Source organism: Nonomuraea turkmeniaca (assembly GCF_005889735.1).
GTDB classification, from domain to species: Bacteria; Actinomycetota; Actinomycetes; order Streptosporangiales; family Streptosporangiaceae; genus Nonomuraea; species Nonomuraea turkmeniaca.
The window spans coordinates 78,302-97,470 of record NZ_VCKY01000007.1 but is presented as its reverse complement, the minus strand read 5'-3'; the positions used below and the strand labels follow the sequence as shown (position 1 = coordinate 97,470).

15 protein-coding genes are annotated in these 19,169 nt (G+C 70.3%); 3 read left to right on the top strand and 12 right to left on the bottom strand.

Translation table 11 applies throughout. The annotated features are described in order from the left end of the window. Positions 1-1,829: ligand-binding sensor domain-containing protein (locus ETD86_RS54795; protein ID WP_170222860.1), on the top strand; the 1,829-nt coding region annotated here is incomplete at its 5' end. A 5-nt stretch (positions 1,830-1,834) separates the two neighbouring features. On the opposite strand, the gene ETD86_RS03570 is transcribed toward ETD86_RS54795, so the two are convergent. The 5 genes from ETD86_RS03570 to ETD86_RS03550 form a co-directional block, all read right to left on the bottom strand. Continuing rightward, entirely contained in the window at positions 1,835-2,800 is a 966-nt protein-coding gene (locus tag ETD86_RS03570; protein ID WP_138664624.1) for a dihydrodipicolinate synthase family protein, read from the bottom strand. A gap of 66 nt (positions 2,801-2,866) precedes the next feature. Next, on the bottom strand, positions 2,867-3,730 hold the full coding sequence (locus tag ETD86_RS03565) for a carbohydrate ABC transporter permease (RefSeq protein WP_138664623.1): 864 nt from the start codon (positions 3,728-3,730) through the stop codon (positions 2,867-2,869). Further along, a complete protein-coding gene (locus ETD86_RS03560) occupies positions 3,727-4,593 on the bottom strand; it encodes a carbohydrate ABC transporter permease (protein WP_138664622.1) in 867 nt (288 codons plus the stop codon). The genes ETD86_RS03565 and ETD86_RS03560 overlap by 4 nt, the downstream gene beginning before the upstream one ends. A gap of 56 nt (positions 4,594-4,649) precedes the next feature. Next, positions 4,650-5,897 carry an extracellular solute-binding protein gene (locus ETD86_RS03555; protein WP_138664621.1) on the bottom strand — a complete coding sequence of 416 codons (1,248 nt, stop codon included), beginning with the start codon at positions 5,895-5,897 and terminating at the stop codon, positions 4,650-4,652. 86 nt (positions 5,898-5,983) lie between these two features. Continuing rightward, complete coding sequence (locus tag ETD86_RS03550; RefSeq protein ID WP_246147568.1) at positions 5,984-7,171, bottom strand: DegT/DnrJ/EryC1/StrS family aminotransferase; 1,188 nt, start codon at positions 7,169-7,171, stop codon at positions 5,984-5,986. Between the two features lie 68 nt (positions 7,172-7,239). Here ETD86_RS03550 and ETD86_RS03545 point away from each other — a divergent pair, with 68 nt between their 5' ends. Next, positions 7,240-8,445 carry a response regulator gene (locus ETD86_RS03545; protein ID WP_138664620.1) on the top strand — a complete coding sequence of 402 codons (1,206 nt, stop codon included), beginning with the start codon at positions 7,240-7,242 and terminating at the stop codon, positions 8,443-8,445. A 31-nt stretch (positions 8,446-8,476) separates the two neighbouring features. On the opposite strand, the gene ETD86_RS03540 is transcribed toward ETD86_RS03545, so the two are convergent. The 3 genes from ETD86_RS03540 to ETD86_RS03530 all read right to left on the bottom strand — a co-directional run bounded on the left by ETD86_RS03540 (position 8,477) and on the right by ETD86_RS03530 (position 11,548). Next, complete coding sequence (locus ETD86_RS03540; protein WP_211369810.1) at positions 8,477-9,532, bottom strand: dihydrodipicolinate synthase family protein; 1,056 nt, start codon at positions 9,530-9,532, stop codon at positions 8,477-8,479. A gap of 38 nt (positions 9,533-9,570) precedes the next feature. Further along, entirely contained in the window at positions 9,571-10,578 is a 1,008-nt protein-coding gene (locus ETD86_RS03535) for an NAD-dependent epimerase/dehydratase family protein (protein WP_138664619.1), read from the bottom strand. A gap of 76 nt (positions 10,579-10,654) precedes the next feature. Then, complete coding sequence (locus ETD86_RS03530) at positions 10,655-11,548, bottom strand: Gfo/Idh/MocA family protein (protein WP_170222859.1); 894 nt, start codon at positions 11,546-11,548, stop codon at positions 10,655-10,657. A 359-nt stretch (positions 11,549-11,907) separates the two neighbouring features. Between ETD86_RS03530 and ETD86_RS03525 the strand changes: the two genes are divergently transcribed. Further along, positions 11,908-14,349 carry a ligand-binding sensor domain-containing protein gene (locus tag ETD86_RS03525; protein WP_138664617.1) on the top strand — a complete coding sequence of 814 codons (2,442 nt, stop codon included), beginning with the start codon at positions 11,908-11,910 and terminating at the stop codon, positions 14,347-14,349. Positions 14,350-14,392: 43 nt separating this feature from the next. Here ETD86_RS03525 and ETD86_RS56670 read toward each other — a convergent pair whose 3' ends face one another. The 4 genes from ETD86_RS56670 to pta form a co-directional block, all read right to left on the bottom strand. Then, positions 14,393-14,788, bottom strand: coding sequence for a hypothetical protein (locus ETD86_RS56670; RefSeq protein ID WP_138664616.1), 396 nt, complete (start codon positions 14,786-14,788; stop codon positions 14,393-14,395). A gap of 323 nt (positions 14,789-15,111) precedes the next feature. Continuing rightward, positions 15,112-15,825: a DUF998 domain-containing protein gene (locus tag ETD86_RS03515; RefSeq protein WP_211369809.1), complete on the bottom strand. Its 714-nt coding sequence runs from the start codon at positions 15,823-15,825 to the stop codon at positions 15,112-15,114. Next, positions 15,818-16,477 (bottom strand): SRPBCC family protein, encoded by a 660-nt coding sequence (locus tag ETD86_RS03510; protein ID WP_138664615.1) that lies wholly within the window; start codon positions 16,475-16,477, stop codon positions 15,818-15,820. The genes ETD86_RS03515 and ETD86_RS03510 overlap by 8 nt, the downstream gene beginning before the upstream one ends. A gap of 478 nt (positions 16,478-16,955) precedes the next feature. Continuing rightward, positions 16,956-19,034: a phosphate acetyltransferase gene (gene pta, locus ETD86_RS03500; RefSeq protein WP_138664614.1), complete on the bottom strand. Its 2,079-nt coding sequence runs from the start codon at positions 19,032-19,034 to the stop codon at positions 16,956-16,958. Between the last annotated feature and the right edge of the window lie 135 nt (positions 19,035-19,169).

Below are 19,169 nucleotides of genomic sequence, written 5' to 3'. Positions count from 1 at the left end.
GCACCATCACCGACCTCGGCCCGGCGAGCGTCGTCAGCCCCTTGGGCAACGCCGAGTTCGTCGGCGACGTGTGCTACATGGGCTCACGCGGCCTGGCGCCCAACGTCGTGGGCGCCTGGGACCTGGGCCAGGACAAGGTCACGGCCCACTTCGAGATCCCCACCGGGGTGGGCATCTGGGCGATGTGCAAGACGGGCACCGATGTCTACGTCGGGACCCACTCCCGATCGGATCTTTACAAGATCGACACGCTCACGGGCACCACGACCAGGCTCGCCGAATACCCGGACCCGTACATCTGGACCATGGCGGCCTCGCCCGACGGCAAGGTCTACCTGGGCATGTCGCAGCCGGGTCGCGTGGTGGAGTACGACCCGGCCACCGGCGTCAGCCGCGACCTGGGCCAGCCGGCTCCGGGCGAGGCGTACGTGCGCAGCATCCAGGCCGACGCCACCCACGTCTACGCCGGGGTCGGCACCAACGCCCACCTCATCGCGATCGACCGGCAGACCGGCGAGAAACGCGAGTTGCTGCCCGCCGAGGTGGCCGACCGCGACTGGGTGTCGAGCATGTCGATCAGCGACACGCACGTGGCGGGCGGCATGAACTCGCTGGCGGAGCTGATCGTGCTGGAGAAGGCGAACCCGGCCGCGTACAAGGTCGTCAAGGCCACCGCGCCGGGCGAGAAGTACGTCGTCTCGGTGCTCATCCACGACGGCTGGGTGTACTTCGCCGGCCGTCCCTCCGGGACCTTCTACCGCTACCACATCGCGAACGGAACGTACGAGGTGCTCGGGGTGCCGTTCCCGGAGGCGGCCACCGTCCGCATCCTGGAGCACAACGGACTCATCTACGGCATGCAGGACCCTGGCGTCTTCGTCTACGACCCGGCCACCGGCGCCATCGACTACGTCAGCCACGTGCAGAAGGGCTTCCGGGCCGCCCCGGAGGAGCCGATGTCGGTGCACAGCGACGGCGAGCGGGTCTACGTCGGCGGCAAGGGCGGCTGCGACATCCACGACCTCGCCACCCGCCAGGTCACCCGGCTGGCCATCGGTGGCGAGCCCAAGACCATCATGACCGTCGAGGACACCACCTACCTCGGCATCTACACCCAGGCCGCCCTCTACTCCCACCGCGCCGGCGACCCCGAGGCCAAGCTGCTCTTCCGCACCGGCCACAACCAGGACCGGCCGAAGGACCTGGTCCACGACAAGCTGACCGGGCTGATCGTGATGTCCACCCAGCCGGAGCCGGGGCATCAGAACGGCGCGCTCGACGTGTACGACCCGCGGACCGGCAAGCTCGACACCTACCGGCCGGTCGTCGAGCGGCAGACCGTGTTCTCGCTGACCGCCCTGCTCGGCACCGTCTACCTGGGCACCAGCACGCAGGAGGGGCTCGGCGCGCCTCCGGTCACGTCCACGGCCAGGCTGGCGGCGTTCGACCTGCGTACCCGTCGGGTGAAGTGGGAGATCGAGCCGATGGCCGGCGCGAAGGCCGTCACGAGCCTCAAGCACACGCCGCTCGCCCTGTACGGGATCACCGACGGCGGTGTCCTGTTCGAGTACGACCTGCTCCGGCGCAAGGTCACCCGTACGCTGAAGGTGTGCGACCGCGGCGGCGACCTGGTGCTCGCCGGGCGGCATGCGTACACCAGTGACGAGGACGCCATCTACAAGATCGACCTGGTGGGCCTCACGTCCCGGAAGCTCGTGGCGGGCCTGGCGAGCGACTGGTTCGGCGGCGGCTCCCGGATCAACATCGACCCGTCCCGCAAGGCCCTCTACGGCCTCAAGGGCCGCAACCTCATCCGCATAGCCATCTGACCGGGCTACGAGGCGGCGGCCGCCAGGACCCTGGCGCGTTCGCCGTCCGGCAGGGCGGGGCCGTACGGGTCGTGCGCGTGGGACTCGGGGATGAGGCCCTCCGCGGCGGCCAACCAGAACATGCGCTGGACGTATCCCTCCATGGGCGCCGTGAACGTGGCCGCCGCCAGCCGGTCCAGCCGCGCCGACGCCTTCTGGAAGCCGCGCAGGCCGTCGCCCGCGAACGTGCGCATCACGGCCGCCGTCGTCTCCACCGACGCGGCCGCGATGCCCACCAGCGCCGCCTCCGCGCCCCACAGGAGCGAGGGGCCGAACATGCGGTCCTCACCGGTGATGGCCAGCCTGCCGGCCTCGCGGGTGACGGCGATCGTCTCCTGGCAGCCCATCGCGTCCGACAACAACGCCGTCTTGAGCCCGGCGACACCGGGAAGGCTGAGGATCTCGCGGAGCGTGGCGGGCGGGCACGGGTCCGTGTACAGGTCGAAGGCGATCATCGGCAGCCCGGCGGCCGCCCACGCCTCCTCGTGCAGCGCCACCCGATCCCCCGGTGCCGGGAACACGAGCACCCCGTCGGCCCCCAGCTCGGCGGCCATCCGCGCTTCCGCCACCGCGTCCAGCTCGGCGCCCGGTTCGGCGCCCGGTTCGGCGCCCGGTTCGGCGCCCGGTTCGGCGGCCATCCGCGTGCCGGCCGGAGGGGTGCCGCCGATGCCCGCGATGACCGGGACGCCCACACGGCGGGCGCGGGCGATCACCCCGGCGCGGACATCCGGAGGCAGGAAGGGACCGCGGCCGGTGTGGGCGAGGACGGCCAGGGCGTCGGCGCCCGAGGCGGCCAGCCGCCGGAAGTACGCCTCCGCGAGGTCCAGGTCCACCTCCCCCGCCGCGGTCATCGGCGTCAGGGCGGCGGCGACCACGGCCCCGCGCAGGCGGTCACGAAGCTGGGCGGCCCGCGGGTCGATCGGCGTACTCATCAAGCTCCCCTCACCGACATTCCGGGCGACAAGCGTAGGCCGTTCAGCTCCGGGGAGGGGAACCGGTCACTTCAGCCCGGTCATCGCAATGCTGTTGACCAGGTAACGCTGCAGCAGGAAGAAGACCAGCAGGCACGGCACCGCCGAGATCGCAGCGGAGGACATCAGCATCGACCACTGCAGCTCCTCCGTCTTCAGCACCGTCAGCCCCACGGTCAGCGTCCGCGTGGCGTCGCTCTGCGAGATCACCAGGGGCCAGAGGAAGTCGTTCCAGTGCCACAGGAAGACGAACACGCCCAGGGTCGCCAGGATCGGCTTGGTCAGCGGCACCACGATCGTCCAGTAGACGCGCAGCTCCGAGGCCCCGTCCACCTTGGCCGCGTCGAACAACTCGTCGGGCAGCCCGAGGATGAACTGGCGCATCAGGAAGACCGCCTGCGAGTTGGCCAGCGTCGGCACGATCAGCCCCCAGAAGGTGTCCGCGCCGCCGAAGTCGGAGACGAGCACGTACAGCGGGATGAGCGTGGCCTGGAACGGCACCATCATGGTCGCGAGGAACGTCCACAACATGGTGTCGCGCCCGGGAAACCGCTTCTTGGCGAACGCGTAGCCGGCCATCGACGAGGTGAGCAGAATGATCACCACGGAGACGGCCGAGTAGATCAGCGAGTTGATCGTCCACTCGGCGAACCCGGAGGCGCTCAGGACCTGCGTGATGTTGTCGAAGGTGAGCGAGTCGGGCCACTGCACGGGCACGGTCGGCTCGCCCCTGGGCGTGAGCGCCACGATGACCATCGCGATGAACGGGCCCAGGGTCAGCAGCGACATGATCGTGAGCAGCGTGTAGAGCGGCCACCTCCTGCCGTGGCGGCGCGGCGCGGCGGCCGGCCGGACCCGGGAGGTGGCGGGGCGCGTGGCCGTCACAGTCATGTGTTCTCCCTGCCGACGAAGCGGCGCTGGATCAGCGAGATGACCAGCACGATGGCGAACAACACCATCCCCCACGTGGCCGCGTAGCCGAACTCCCAGAACCGGAAGCCGCGTTCGAAGATGCCGTAGATGAGGGTGTAACTGGCCTTGGCCGGCCCGCCGCCGGTCATCACGTAGATCGTGTCGAAGACCTGGAACGAGGCGATCGTCTCGATCACCAGCACGAAGAAGAGCGCGGGCTTGAGCAGGGGCAGCGTGATGCCGCGGAAGCGCTGCCAGGGCCCGGCGCCGTCCACCTTGGCCGCCTCCAGGTACGAGCCGGGGATGGCCTTCAGCCCGGCCAGCAGGATCAGCATCGAGTAGCCGAAGCCCTTCCAGCAGGAGACCAGGGCGAGAGCGGGCAGCACGAGCTCCGAGCGCTCCATGAAGGCGACCGGCCCCAGGTCCAGCTTGGCCAGGAGGCCGTTGATCAGGCCGTCGAACTCGTAGATCCAGCGCCAGATGATGCCGGCGAACACGAAGCTGGTCACATACGGCAGGAAGAGAATGCCGCGGAACAGCCCGCGCATGAAGACGATCGAGTTGAGCAGCAGCGCGGTGCCGAGCGAGACGGCCATGACCAGCGGCACGTAGATGACGGTGTACACCAGCGTCGCCCGGAGGCTGGACCAGAAGTTCGGGTCGTTCACGAGCCGCGCGTAGTTGTCGGCGCCGGTGAAGCTCCATTCGCCGCCGATGTTCCAGTTCGTCAGGCTCATGCCCGCCGCCCCGAGGGTGGGGAAGATCCTGAAGATCAGGAACAGCACGAGCATCGGGAGGACGAACAGCAGTCCCGTGACCGGATCACGCAGGCGATGGCGCACCGGGTTTCACACCTTTCCGAGAAGACGGGCCTCCCCGAGGGGAGGCCCGGATTATGTCAGCCGCCGGCGGCCAGCAGCTCGTTACCCTCCTTGGCGGCGGCGTCGAGGGCCGTCTTGGCGTCCTCCTTGCCGATCAGCGCCGCCTGGATGTGCGCCGAGATCATCGCCATGACCTGGCGGGCCTTGGGGTGGGCGTCGCCAGGGTAGGCGTACTGCAGCGACTTGGCGAACTCCTTTGAGGTCGCCGACTGGTCGGGGATCGTCACGTCGGAACGCGGGGAGAAGAAGCCGGACTCCTTGGCCAGCGGCCCGCCCACCTCGGAAGAGGCGATGTAGCCGGCGAACTTCTTGGCCGCGTCCTTGTTCTGGGAGTGCTTGGCCAGAACCAGGCCGCCCGGGATGCCGAACGCGACGCGCTTGCTGCCTTCCAGCGGCAGGCCGACGCCCACGTTCTCCGCGCCGATGGCGGCCCCGAGCTGGTCGGCGTTGAGGGCCGTGGCCGCGTGGTACATCGCGGCCTTGCCGGCGGCGAGCGCGCCGCCCTCGATGTCGTTGCTCTTGCTGGCGGTGTTCTCGGGCAGGCCGCCGACCGCCTTCAGGTCGAGCAGGAACTGCAGGCTGTCGATGCCCTGCTGGCTGTTGACGGTCACACTCTTGCCGTCGGGGGAGAACACCGAGCCGCCGTTGGCCCACAGGATCGGGTAGAAGCTCTGGTTGAGCGAGACCTCGGGCTTACCGGGGTAGTCGAGGATGGCCACCTTCTTGGCGGCCAGCTTGGGCGCGGCCTCCTTCAGCTCGGCCAGCGTCTCCGGCACCTTGGTGACGCCCGCGTCGGCGAAGAGCTTCTTGTTGTAGATGGGGGCGGTGATCGTCTGGTAGATGGGGACGCCGTAGAGCTTGCCGCTCACCGTCAACGCGGTGAGCGCGTTGGGCAGGTAGGCGGCCTTGTCAGCGGCGATCACGTCGTCCACCGGCTCCAGCGTGCCCTGCTGAGCGTACTGCGGGATCTGGTCCGGGCCGAGCACGACCAGGTCGAAGCCCTTCTTGGAGGCCAGTGCCGTGGTGATCTTCTCCTGCCGGCCGTCCCAGGGCTGCTGGTCGATCTTGATGTCGATCGCGGGGTTCTTGGCCTCGAAGTCCTTCTCGACCTTGTCCCAGAAGGCCTTGTTCTTGGCCTGGTCCGCGATCACGGGGTACATCCAGAGGGTCACCGTGCTCTTGTCCGAACCCGAGCCACCGGATCCGCATCCGGCGATCACGACGCTCAGGGCGGCCGCGATGCCGGCTGCCGCTATGTTCCTCATCGGCGGCTTTCCTTTCCTGAATACCGGTCCTGACCGAAACCTAGTGATCGAGGGATGTCCGGTCAATGCTTGATACATGAACGTAACTACGCCTTGCCGGGATAGTTCGCGACGGCGTCGGCGATGACCTTGACGTGCTCTGACGTGTAGTGCTCGTTCCAGTCGATGATCAGGAGCGTGCTGCCGACCAGCCGCTCGGCCTCGGGACAGGGGGCGGGGCGGTAGCCCTCCAGAGGGTACCGGGAGGTGCCGTAAATCGGCCTGTCCCACAACGGTGCCTGGTTGAGGGGCTCTCTCAGATAACCGGCCCGCGCCGGAATCCCGGCCGCGCCCAGGTGCGCGGCCAGCTCTGGCGCGTCGCCGCCGGGCAGGACGAGCGGGAACAACCACCAGGCGTGCCCGTCCGGCCGGGGCAGCTCGATGGCGACCTGGGAGCCGTCCGGCCGGGGCAGCCGTATCGCCGTCCCCTCCCCCTCACCCAGCCCGCGCAGGGCCTCGATGAGCTCCACGGCGGTGCGGCGCCTGGACGCCACGACCCCGGGCAGCTTCTCGAGCTGGGCCCCGGCCACGGCGGCCTGCAGCTCGGTCATCCGGTAGTTCAGGCCGAGGCTCTCGTGCGAACGCCCCGCGGCCCGGTCCCATCCCTTGTCCGCGAACAACCGCATACGTCTGGCCAGCTCGTCGTCGTCGGTGATGGTGAGGCCGCCGTCACCGCAGGTGATGTGCTTCCACTGCTGCAGGCTCAGGGTGCCGACGTGCCCGGCCGTGCCCGCGTACCCACCGCCGGGCAGCTCGGTCAGCCACGCCTGGGCGCAGTCCTCGATGAGCGCCAGGCCGTGCGCGTCCGCCAGGTCGCGCAGCTCGCCGATCCGGGCGGGCGCGCCGAACAGGTGCACCGCCATGATCGCGCGGGTACGCGGCCCGATGAGCGCGGCCACGGCATCAGGATCGAGGTTGCCGTCGGACGGATCCACATCGGCGAAGACAGGAACCGCGTTCTGCGCCAAGATGGGGGCCACGGTCCCGAAGTCCGTGATCGGCGTCGTGATGATCTCGTCACCGGGATCCGGCGCCGCCGCCACGACCGACAGGTGGAGGGCCGCGGTGCCGGATGCGCACGCGATCGCGTGGCGGGAGCCGTACAACGCTCCGACCTCGCGTTCGAGCGCCCGCGCGGCGGTCCCCCACACGGAGTTGAGCATGCCGGAGCGGATGACCCGATCCAGCGCCGCCACCTCCTCGTCGCCGAGAGTACGGCCTGCGGGTTCGGCCATATTGGGAAAGTGCAGGGTCACCGGATAGCCTTTCGGTCTAGACCGTTATGAGGGAGAAGGAGGCGCGGGTGGGTATCGTCATCGGAGTCGTCGGCCCGCACGATCTGGTCGACGACGTCGCGGCCACCTGCGAGGAGCAGCCCGGCGTGGGCACACTCCGGCTCGACTACGACCACGAGTCGCAGGCGCCGGCCATCGTCGAGGCGCACGCCGGCTCGGTCGAGGGCTGGCTGTTCACCGGCATCGTGCCGTACATGCTGGCCCGGGGCGCCGACGTGCTCTCCCGTCCCGCCGTGTTCGTCGACTACTCGGGCGCGACGCTGCTCAGCGCCCTGGTACGACTCCAGCACGAGGGCCGGGACATCACCCGTCTGTCCATCGACACCATCTCCCCCGCCGACGTCACCGCCACGTTCGTCGGGGCCGGGCTGCCCACCGACCAGTTGCGGACGCTCGGCTACCGGCCGGAGACGACCTCCAAGAAGATCATCGCCTTCCACCGCCGCGCCCCTGACCACCCGGTGATCACCTGTCTCAGCTCGGTGCACGAGGCGTTGCGCGACGAGATGCAGGTGCTGCGGCTGGCGCCGTCCGAGCACTCGGTACGCGTGGCGCTGCGCCAGCTCCTGCTGACCGCCGAGGGCCAGGCCCAGGAGGACGCGCAGATCGTGCTCGGCCTGGTCGAGGTGGACAGCGAGGAGGGCCTGCTGCGCGAGGCGGGCGCGCTGGGCGGCACGCTGGCCGCCTTCCGCGGCGGCACCCACCTGCTGGTGACCACTCGCGGCCCGCTCTTCGAGGCCACGGGCGGCTTCACGGGGCTGCCCATGCTGGCGCGGCTGGCCGGTCACAGCGGCGTGGCGCGGGTGGGTTTCGGCCTCGGGCGCAGCGCCGCCGAAGCCGAGAGCCTGGCCCGCCGGGCACTGGCCAGGGCCCGGCGCATCGGGAACGTGGCGGCCGTGCTGTCGTTGCGCGCCGACACCGACATCGTGCTGGAGTCGGTGATCAGCGCGCCTTCCGGCGGGCAGCACCTGTCGGTGATCGCCCGCCGCGTGGGCCTGTCGGTGCCGACCCTGGAGAAGCTGCTTGAGGCCCGCGACGCGGCCGGCGGGGAGGCGCTGACCACCCGCGAGATCGCCGAGCGGCTCGCCGTCCAGCAGCGCACCGCCCGGCGCATGTTGCACCGGCTGGAGCTGGCCGGGCTGGCCGAACGCACCGGCAACCTGACCAGCGGCTCCAGCGGCCGTCCGCTCACCCTCTACCGCCTCACCCTCTAGCCGTCCTTCGATCCGCGAGGAGACCCGTCACTCAGGCCAGCCATCGGTCCAGCCCCTGGGCCACGAAGTCGTCGTCGCGCAGCCAAGGGTAGGCGGCCCAGATGCGGTCGATCTCCGCGAGCTGCCCCGGTGACAGCTCCTCCTCCGGGTCGAGGCACCAGCGGCCCGCCAGCAATCCCTGGCGGCGCAGGATCTCGTGGATGCCGGGGATGCAGCCGCGGAAGCCGTTCGCCGAGTCGAAGATGGCCGCGTTGGCGTCGGTCAGATGGCCGTCGAGGCCGAGCAGCCGGCGTATCGCCACGTCGTCGCCCGACCGCGCCAGCTTGGCCTCCTCCAGCAGCTCCACCGCCCGCCGCACCCAGACCGCCCACTGGCCGAGCAGGCCGCCGACGAACTCCACCTCCACCTGCCGCCCGTCCACGACGACCCGGTGGGAGGTGATGAGATCGGCCAGGATGTGGTCGTCGTTGCCCGTGTAGAGCGCCACCTCCCCGGCCCGCCCCGCCCGTACGACGCCGTGCAGCACGTCGAGGGTGCGGTACCGGTCGAAGGGCGCGACTTTGACGCCGACCACGGACTCGATCGCCGCCAGCCGCGTCCAGAAATCGCGCGACAGCGGGCGCCCGCCCACCGCGGGCTGCAGGTAGAAGCCGATGACCGGCAGCACGTCGCCCACGGCGCGCGCCCGCTCGATCAGCCCATCCTCGTCGAGCTCCCGGTACGGGCTGAGCAGCACCATGTGATACCCGAGCGACCTGGCCAGCTCGGCCTCCGCCACCGCCTGCTCCGTGGACCCGGTCGCGCCGGCCACCAGCACCACCTCGCGGTCGGACTCCTTGGCCGTTCCCGCGGCCAGTTCGAGCACGGGTGCCAGCAGGCCGGTGCCGTGGATGGCGAACTGCGTGGTGTGCACGCCCACCGCCAGCCCGCCCGCGCCGGCCTCGACGTAGTAGCGCGTCAGTGCGCGCTGGCGGCGCTCGTCCAGCTTCCTGTCCTCGGTCAGGGCCAGCGGATGGGCCGGAATCACCAGACCGCGCTTGAACAGGTCGCGCACGGACGTCTGCGCCTCTTGAGCCGTGCCGAGCACGTGAGGTCCCCCTTTGTCGTCTGAAGTGAGCACGTGCGTTAGAAACGGCCGTCGCGGCGTTCGAACTTGGTGGGCTTGCCCAGCAGCGGCCCGCCGTCGGCGACCCAGCGCGCCGTGTGCTCGATCAGCTCGGCGGGGGTCAGCTTGGGGTAGCCGAACAGGCGGTGGCATCGGGAGGCGTTCGAGAGCAGCGCCGTCGGCGCCTCCTCCCCGGTGAACACCGGCTCCTTGCCGAGCGCCGCGCCGAGTGCCCGCGCGGCCTGCCGTACCGAGATCAGCTCGGGGCCGGTGACGTTGAGCACGTACGGCGGCACGTCGGCGAGCAGCAGCGACCGGAGCGCGACCTCGTTGGCGTAGCCCTGCCAGACGACGTTCACCTGGCCTGTCGTGAGGTCGATGGGCGCTCCGGCGAGCACCTTCTGGGCGAGGTCGACGAGCACTCCGTACCGGAGCTCGACCGCGTAGTTGAGGCGGATGAGCGACATGGGCGTGCGGTTCGTCTCGGCGAAGTGCGTCAGCACGCGCTCCCTGCCCAGGCAGCTCATCGCGTAGTCGCCTACGGGTCCGGTGGGCGAGTCCTCGGTGCTGCCACCGTCGGCGACGGGGACGAGGGGGTAGACGTTCCCGGTGGACAGCGCGGCGATCCTGCTGCCGGCGAACCGGTCGGCGACGCGGCCCGGCAGGTAGGCGTTGGTGAACCAGGTGGCGTGCTCGCGGCCCTGCGTGCCGAACTTGGCGCCGACCAGGAACAGCACGTTGGGCGCGTCCGGCAGGTCGCGCAGCGCCCGCTCGTCGGCGACGTCGGCGGCCACCACGGTGGCGCCCTCGTCCTGAAGCGCCTGGGCCAGGCCCGGCTCGGAGAAGCGGGACACGGCGATGATCCGCCTGCTGCCTCCGGTGGCGTTCAGTGCCAGGCGTACCAGGCTCGGGCCGAGCTTGCCGCCGGCGCCCAGGATCATGATGTCGCCGTCGAGCTTGCCCAGATCGTCGACGAGCCCGGCACTCGGCCGTGCCAGTCGCTCCTCGAGTTCCCCTGTCGTCCGCACGCGGTCTCCTCCATCCGTTATTTACGGTCCAGACCGTAACCTTGGCAGAGTCTACCTGTCAACGGGCCGGGGCTGCTCAGGCGGTCTTCTCGCGTGCGGAGACGAGCACGTCGAGCACGGCCCTCGTCTCCCGCCAGGGCACCGGGCTGGGCGCTCCGCCCACCATCGCGAGGAACGCCTCGACCGTCCCTTCGTACCCGAGCCCCCGAACCGGATCGTCCCCGCTCTCGATCACGATCGTCTCGGTGACGTCGCGTTTGTACAGCGTGACGCCGTAGGACTCGGACTCGGAGACGCCGAGGATCTCGACCGTGCCCGTGATGCCGTCGTCCCAGCGCAGCGCCATCACCCCGGTGTCCTCCGACCGGAGCGTCGCATAATGCCGCCGCGCCCCCGCGGCGCCCACCAGCCGCACGTCGGGACCGAGCAGCGCCACCAGGAGCTCCACGCCGTGAATCCCCATGGTGACCATCGTCCCGCCGCCTTCGCCCGGCGTGTCCTGCCAGGCGTTGTACCCGGTCGCCCAGATCCCCACGTCGTGCCGTACGGTCGCCCGCACGGCCAGCACCTCGTCCCGGTCGACCCGCGCCCCCGCTCCCGCGAAGGCCGGCGCGAAGCGCAGCACCGAGCCGGACAGCACGCGGTCGTGGATGGGCAGCCGGTCGAGCTGCTCCAGCTGGGCCCGGCTGGCGGCGGCAGGCTTGTTGACGAAGCACGCCACGCCCGTTTCGAGCACCTTCGCCAGCGCCTGCGGCACCTGGGGGTTGGGCACGGTCAGCACCACCCCGTCGAGCCGGCCCGCCAGCAGCTCCTCGAGGCTGCCCGCCACCTTCGCGTGCGGATGCTCATCGGTGAACCGCCGCATCCGCTCCGGATCCTGCTCCCACACGATGAGCTCGGCATGGCGGGACAGGGTGCGGGCGTCGGTGTAGGGATGGCTGGTGGCGAGCCCGGCGAGAGCGATGCGCACGGTCTGTCCTCCGTGTCCGGCTGTGGCTTCGAGAAACCTAGCCATCATGACACCCGTGGCACCGATGCCCGTGCCGTCAGAGGCGCACACCGCCGCCATGGCGAGCAGGACGCCGGCATGAGCACCCAGGCGCCTCCGGCCTGCCGCTGTCACGAGCATTGACGGCGGTCACCCGAAAGTTTACGGTCATGGCCATAATCCCGAAGGTGATCACTTACTGGAGATCCGCCCCCAAGGAGACCCGGTTGACGCGCCAGATCCGATCCCCGTGGACCACCCACATCCCCACGAGCCCTCCCCCGAGCGGTCGAGGCGGGCCCCGGCCCGCACGGACCCGGCGGGTGGCCTCAGCGGTGGCGATGGCATTCGTGCTGACGGCCGCTCTGGCGACTTCACCCATCGCCCACGCGGCCGACCTGCGCATCTCCAACAGCGGCTTCGACGACGGCCTTTCCGGCTGGAGCGGCTCGCACAGCCCCGGAGGCGTGGCGCCCGTCGTCTGGGAGGGCCGCACGACGGCCCGCGTGGAGGACGCCGACGCGGCCGCCGCGTACGGCAGGGAGAGCCTGCCCGGGCTGCCCGCCACGGCGGGCAGCCGCTACACGGCGTTCGCAACGGTCTGGACCGAAAGCGGCAGCGCCGGCCTCTACCTCCGCTTCAGGGGCTCGTCGGGCCAACTCCTCGGCAGCACCTTCGCCTCGGTGTCCGGCAGACGCTGGAACACCGTGACGGCCTCCGGCATCGCCCCCACCGGCACGGCCACCGTCTCCGCGCTCATCTACTCGGGCGTGGCGAACGTCGGCACCGCCTACTGGGACGAGGTGCTGATCAGCAAGGAAGCGACCGACCTGGGCGTGCAGATCCAGAGCAGCGTGCCGAACGCCACCACGTTCGACGCGGACAACGCCTACGCCCTCTACACCGGCACCGCCGACGCCAACCCGCGCCTGGCCGTCATCGATCTGGCCACCGAGCGGGTGACCAGGACCGTCACCATCCCCGACACCGCCACCACACCCACGGTCGGCGGCTGGGCGGCGGCCACCGCCACCGACGGCAGCGTCTACCTCGGCACCTACCCCAACTCCATGCTCTACCGGTACGTGCCCGGCCAGGCGGCGATGACGAGCCTGGGCCGGGCCGAGGGCGGCTACTCCTTCATCTGGGACCTGGAGCCGGGAGCGGGCGGCAAGGTCTACGGCGGCACGTACAACGACGGCCGCTACTTCAAGTACGACAACGGCGCCTTCACCACGATCGGCGGCGTGCCCGCCGTGGCCGGCGCCGAGTACGTCCGCAGCATCGCCCACGATCCGGCCGCCAACGCCACCTACCTGGGCACGGGCACGAACGCGGCGCTGGTCAGGTTCGACAACGTGACGGGGCGGACGGACAGCCTCCTTCCGGCCGCCTACGCGCACAACTCCATGGTGGGCGGCCTGACGTGGACCGGCGGCAGGCTGTTCGCCCGGCTCGACCGTACGCTGCTCGTCCTGCAGGTGATCCGGAACGCCGACGGCTCGTACCAGGCCGTCACCGACGCCGCCATCACCGACGCCGACCTGCCTCATTCGCCCGAGCGCGACGGCCGGATCTGGTTCGTCAAGGAAGGCCTGCTGCACTCCTATGACCTGGCCGCCAGGACCGTGCAGGCGACCACCGTCCGGCCGGGCCTGGACGTGACCGGCTACACCTGGACGGGCGGCACGCTCACCGGCCTCGGCGCGGCCACCGACGGCACCAGGATCTTCAAGTACACGCCCGCGACCGGCCAGTGGAGCAGCCGCCTCGTTCCGGACACACCGGTCCTGCCTGCCGCGATCAATGCGCTCGGCACCGGTCCGGACGGAAAGATCTACACCGGCGGCTATCTCACCGGCGGCACCGGCGTCTACGACCCGCTGCACGGCGACGTGGACGACAACAGCCCGGACACCCCCACCCTTACCGGGCTCAGCCAGACCGACAGCATGATGAGCGCCCACGGCCGCCTCTACATCGCCGCCTACCCCTCGGCGAAGCTTTACAGCCACACCCCCGGCGGCCCCTGGCCACCCACACTCCACTACACCGGCGGCGACGCGGGCGACAAGGCGCACGACTGCGGCGCAGGCCAGGGCCCGCCTCCGCAGGACCGCCCCTACGCCCTGGCCGCCGCCCCCGACGGCACCGTCTACATGGGCACCGTCCCCAAGTACGGCAAGCGCAGCGGCGCCCTGAGCATCTGGCGGGAAGGCCTACCGGGCCGCACCCTGTGCGTGGTGCCGGACCAGGCCGTCGTCTCCCTCGCGTACGCGGGCGGCAAGGTCTTCGGCGGCACCTCCACGCGCGGCGCACTGGGCGTCAACCCCGTCTTCGCCCCCGGCGCCTCGGCCACCCTCTTCTCCTACGACCCCACGACCGGAACACTCCGGACCCACCCACTCCCGCTGATCGCGCCCAAGGCCGTCACCGCCCTGACGGAGGTGGACGGCCAGGTGTGGGGCCTGGCCGGCGGCTCGCTCATCACCTTCGACCCGGCCCGTCCGGACACGATCACGACCACGCGGCTGTTCCCCGACCCCGACTACACGTCCCGCGCCGGCCTGGCCTGGCGCGACGGCGTCCTGCTGACCATCCCCCAGGACCCTGACCACGTGTACGGCACGTTGGGCGATCAGATCTTCAAGGTGAGCAGATCGACCAAGGCGATGACCGTGCTGCGGACGGCGGCCGGGATGGAAGGCCTGACCGCCGACCGTTTCGGCGGCCTCTACTACCGCATCGGCGAACGCCTCCACAGGTTCACGGTGACGCCCTGACGAGCTCTGCCGCAGCGTGTGACGGTGAGAACGATCGGCGCCCTCACCATTGACCCGGAGGCAGTTCCACGCCGGCGACGGGATCGTAGATGACGGTGTCATCGGCCATCCTGATCACGGCAACACGAGTGACGAGACCGGCCTTCTCCAGCGCCCGCGCCGATTCCACGGCGTACTCCGCGAAGTGGTACTGATCCCGCGAACCTGGGTAAGGCGCAGGACGCTGGCACAGGACTTCGTAGCGGTCGCCGGGCCAAGGTGGCGGTAGTTCCCTCATGCGCTGATGACGAGAGCCATCAGTCATCTGATCCTCATCCCTGCAGTCGCCAAATCCCCTGTCGAAACACCACCCTTCCAACAAAAGGTGATGATCGGAAGGTATCCGGTGCTCGATGTCGTAGAAACCGTTACAGCTTAGGCGATCCACACGACCCGCCATCCGTACGGGGTGGCGTACATCGAGGAGCACTGTTTAGCCCACGTTGTGCGAGGTAGAGGGCGCGGGTTGGCGGAAGAGACGACAGCGGCCACCCTGGCCGTCCCGGCGCGATAGAAGTGACCGATCACTAGACGCGCCCGGAGCATAGGGCGGCCCCTTGTCGGATCGCGAGCGCCCGACGCGGCGCGACCACAGGAGGTGAAGACTCATCCTCGCGGCATTGGCCATCCCCGTGGCGGCCCTGATCGGCCTGATGCTCATGCAGTTGCTGGAAGACGCGCTGCTGCCCCCTCCGGCGTCAGCCGGCTCCCGAGAACCCGACCTCACCCAACAGGGCGGGTCCCCCGCGACTGCTCCTCCCGAGGCAGGGTCAGCCGGTGCTTGGCCAGGAGCGATGTCCACACCAGGACGAGCGCGATCGCGACGGCGAAGGCGATATTGGCCGCCCGGGCGCCCTGCAGCACGAATATCGAGACCCACGTCGCCAGGAAGAACGCACCGGTCACCGCACTGAAGACCGCCCACCCGCGGTGACCGGCCGCGGCGAACCTCCGGGCGAAGACGAAGCACCCGGCGCTGAGGGCGAGGAAGGCGACCCCGGCGACCAGGAAGTGCACCATTCCGTGCCAGCTGATGCTCGTGGGCGGGCCGACCGGCGTTCCCGGAGGGAAGCCGTCGGCGGGATCGGCGGAGAAGGCGGCCGCGGCGACCATCCCGACGCCGAAGACGCCGACCAACCGCGGCCCCCACGTGCCGCCAGGGCCCGACGCCGGCCCCAGCACCCGGTACAGCCCGATCGCGCACGCCACGAACAGCAGGCCGCTGACCGCGAAGTTGGCGATCTGGATCCATCCCTGCTCGCCGTTGCTCAGCATGCTGGCCGGGTGCCGGCTGATGTCGAACCCGTCCCTGGTGAGCATCTGCAGGACGACCACGACGATGTAGAGCGGGCCGGCCACGATGCCGCAGATCAGCAGCGTCCTCGTCCACCCTACGGCGGCGACCGGCTCGGTCATCGATCCGGGGCGGTCAGCCATTGCCGCTACCTCCGCTCTCGGGAGCGAAGTGCTGCACTCCGAACGCGATCGCCGCCGCGATGTCGTCGTCGCCGATCCCCCAGGCCGCCTGGATCACGGTCCCCCAGGCGTGACAACTACGAGTGGCGAACTCCTTCGCCTCGGACGTGTCCTCCCAGGTCGCCGGATCGAACTCCGCGCCGCTCAGGAACAGGTCGAGGCCGAGCAGCGTGAGGTCCCAGCCGCCGCCGATCCCGATCGTGCCGCCGGGCCCGTAGGTGCGCGCCATCTCGTCGACGATCTCGGCGGGCGCCGCGTGCTCCAACTCCAAGACGGTGCCGCCGCCGTCGCCGGACGCCAGCCGGACTTCGACCTCGGTGGCCATGCCTTCCCCCATGGCCCAGGTCACCTTGATCAGATGGGGTTTCTCGCAGCGCAGGATCTCCCCGCCGGCGTTGTCCTTGAGCTGGAACGTGCCGCCGAGCCGCAGGTCGCCCTCGATCGGGGCCAGCCATCGGCTGATCCGGTCGGGGTCGGTGCAGGCGCTCCACACGTCCTCGATCGGGGCGTCGTAGGCGCGGCGCAGGAGCAGCGACCGCCCTTCGCCGGTGGCCACCGCCTGGTTGCCGAGCTCCCGGTGGATGGCGTTGATCTGGTTGACGATGTCGATCATGTGTCTTCCTCGCTCTCGGATCCGATGGACTGCCCGTAAGGCGGCGTCCCGGCCGTGTTGTCGCGCCGTTCGCGCTCACGCTTGCCGCGCGCGAGTTCTGCGCCCAACGCGTCCAGACGCCGGCTCCAGAACCGGCGCATGCGTTCCAGCCAGATGTCGGCCTCCCGAAGTGACGCCGAGTCCGTCGTACAGCCGCGGGGTGCCGGCCGCGCGACGCCTGCACGGCACCGAGAATCTCACTCACCGCTTATATAAGTCAAGTCTTAAAAAGGACCTCGGCAGTCCGGCACCAGCCCGATCAGCCGGAACAGCCGCCGTCCCGCCGGGGCCGGCGCCTCGTGGGATCGGCGGCATGCGGTTCCCTGCGGATCCCGTCCGGTCCTACGGTGTCGTCGCGCCGCGGATCGGGCGGTGGACATCGCCAGAGTCCGTGGTCAGGTGCCGCTGGAGGGGGCGGACTGACCTGTGCGCATATCCCTCAGTGGCGTGTTGCCGTCCCTGCCCGGTCCTCGCGGCCGGCGCTTGGCTCGTCGTCGCGTACCTGGGCCGCGGTGATGGCCACGGTGGTGACGATGTCGGCGACGGTGGCGCCGCGGGACAGGTCGTTGACGGGCTTGCGCAGCCCTTGGAGCACCGGTCCCACCGCGACGGCGCCGGCGCTGCGCTGGACGGCCTTGTAGAGGTTGTTGCCGGTGTTGAGGTCGGGCACCACGAAGACGGTGGCGCGCCCTGCCACCTGGCTGCCGGGCATCTTGGTCCGCGCCACCGAGGGGTCGACCGCGGCGTCGTACTGGATCGGTCCTTCCACCGGCAAGTCGGGACGGCGCTCGCGGACCAGCGCGGTGGCGGTGCGGACCTTGTCGACATCGGCGCCGGCGCCCGAGGCGCCCGTCGAGTACGACAGCATGGCGATCTGGGGGTCGACGCCGAACAGGCCGGCGGTGCGCGCAGAGGAGATCGCGATGTCGGCGAGCTGCTCGGCGCTCGGATCGGGGTTGACCGCGCAGTCGCCGTACACCAGCACCCGGTCGGCCAGGCACATGAAGAACACGCTGGAGACCAGCCCCAGCCGAAGAATCTCGAACGCCGGCCTGATGGTGTGCGCGGTGGTGTGCGCCGCCCCCGAGACCATGCCGTCGGCCATGCCGGTGTGCACCATCAGCGTGCCGAAGTAGGACACGTCGGTGACGGTGTCGCGGGCCAGCTCGACGGTCATCCCCCGGTGCGCCCGGACTCTGGCGTACTCGAGGGCGAACCGCTCGCGCAGCCGCGCGTCGAACGGGTCGAGCACTCTGGCCTGCTCCAGATCCAGGCCGAGCTGGGCAGCCTGCTCCCTGATGCGTTCCTCGTCGCCGAGCAGGGTGAGCTCGGCCACGCCACGGCGCAACAGAACGTCTGCCGCGCGCAGGATGCGCGGCTCCTCGCCTTCGGGCAGCACGATGTGCCTGCGCCGGGTACGCGCCCGGTCCAGCAGCTCGTACTCGAACATCAGCGGGGTGACCACGTCGGTCTTGGCGATGGCCAGCCGATCGAGCAGCAGCCGGCCGTCGACGTGCTCGGCGAACAACCGCAGTGCCGTGTCGGTCTTCCCGCCGGCTTCGGGCGTGAACTGGCCCTCCACCGCCGACAGACGGGTGGCGGTGTCGAAGGTGTCGTGGTCGGTGGCGATGACCGGCAGAGGAATGGCCATGCTGCGCAGCAGCCGGTCCACCGGGGCGGGCAGATCCGTGCCGCCCGTCATGATCACCGCCGACAGGGCGGGAAAGCCCGGCGCCGCATGCGCCGCGATCAGCCCGGGCAGCAGCGCGGCGGCCCGATCGGAGGGGATGATCACCGCTGCCCCCTCGGTATAGCGGTCCAGGATGCTGGGCAACGACATCGCGCCCACCATCAGCGCGCTCGCCTCCCGGCCGAGCCCGTCGCGCGCGCCGAGGAAGAACCTCCCGTCGCAGGCATCCAGCAGGTCGGCGACGGTGGGGGCGCGCAGGGAGGGGGCCTCGGGCAGCACGAACACGGGCGTGGGATGGTCGATCGCGATGTGCTCGGCAGCCGCCCGGGTGACCACGACGGCGAGCTCCCGGGCGTGGTGCTGCGCCAGTTGCCGGGACGACAGCTCGACCGCGGCGGCGATCTCCGAGACCGTCCTGTCCCTCCCGCTCACCACGTGCAGCACCGGCGTCCCCAGGTCCGCGGCCAGCCGGGCGTTGAACTCGAACTCGGTCGGGGCGCCCACATCGGTGTAATCGGTCCCGACGACGACCACTGCGTCGCACTTCCCCGCGAGCGCACGAAAGCGGGCCACGATGTCACCGGCCGCACGCTCGGCATCGGCGTGCACCTCGTCATAGCTGACGCCGGCGCACATCTCGTAGGGGAGGCCGAGCTGGAACCTGCTCCGGACGGTGTTGATCAGGTTGTCCTCACGCCCCGCCCGCACCACCGGACGGAACACGCCCACGGTCTCCACCTGCCGGGACAGCAGCTCCACCATGCCCAGGGCGACCGTGCCCTTGTTGCTTCCCGCCTCGCTCGCCGCGACGTACACCGCACGTGTCATGTTCACCATTGTCGCGGAGTCCTCGACGCGTACTCACATGCCGCTTGACCTGCACGGATGCGGCTTTCGGCAGGCGCACTTCGGCATGGTCCCCATGTTGCCAGGAGAAGCGGCCACACCCTGTCCGCTTCTCCT

Coding starts and splice junctions, on each gene's coding strand:
- ETD86_RS03570 (WP_138664624.1), bottom strand. CDS start 2,800: ATGAGTACGCCGATCGACCCGCGGGCCGCCCAGCTTCGTGACCGCCTG.
- ETD86_RS03565 (WP_138664623.1), bottom strand. CDS start 3,730: ATGACTGTGACGGCCACGCGCCCCGCCACCTCCCGGGTCCGGCCGGCC.
- ETD86_RS03555 (WP_138664621.1), bottom strand. CDS start 5,897: ATGAGGAACATAGCGGCAGCCGGCATCGCGGCCGCCCTGAGCGTCGTG.
- ETD86_RS03550 (WP_246147568.1), bottom strand. CDS start 7,171: ATGGCCGAACCCGCAGGCCGTACTCTCGGCGACGAGGAGGTGGCGGCG.
- ETD86_RS03525 (WP_138664617.1), top strand. CDS start 11,908: ATGGCATTCGTGCTGACGGCCGCTCTGGCGACTTCACCCATCGCCCAC.
- ETD86_RS56670 (WP_138664616.1), bottom strand. CDS start 14,788: ATGGCGGGTCGTGTGGATCGCCTAAGCTGTAACGGTTTCTACGACATC.
- ETD86_RS03515 (WP_211369809.1), bottom strand. CDS start 15,825: ATGGCTGACCGCCCCGGATCGATGACCGAGCCGGTCGCCGCCGTAGGG.
- ETD86_RS03510 (WP_138664615.1), bottom strand. CDS start 16,477: ATGATCGACATCGTCAACCAGATCAACGCCATCCACCGGGAGCTCGGC.
- pta (WP_138664614.1), bottom strand. CDS start 19,034: ATGACACGTGCGGTGTACGTCGCGGCGAGCGAGGCGGGAAGCAACAAG.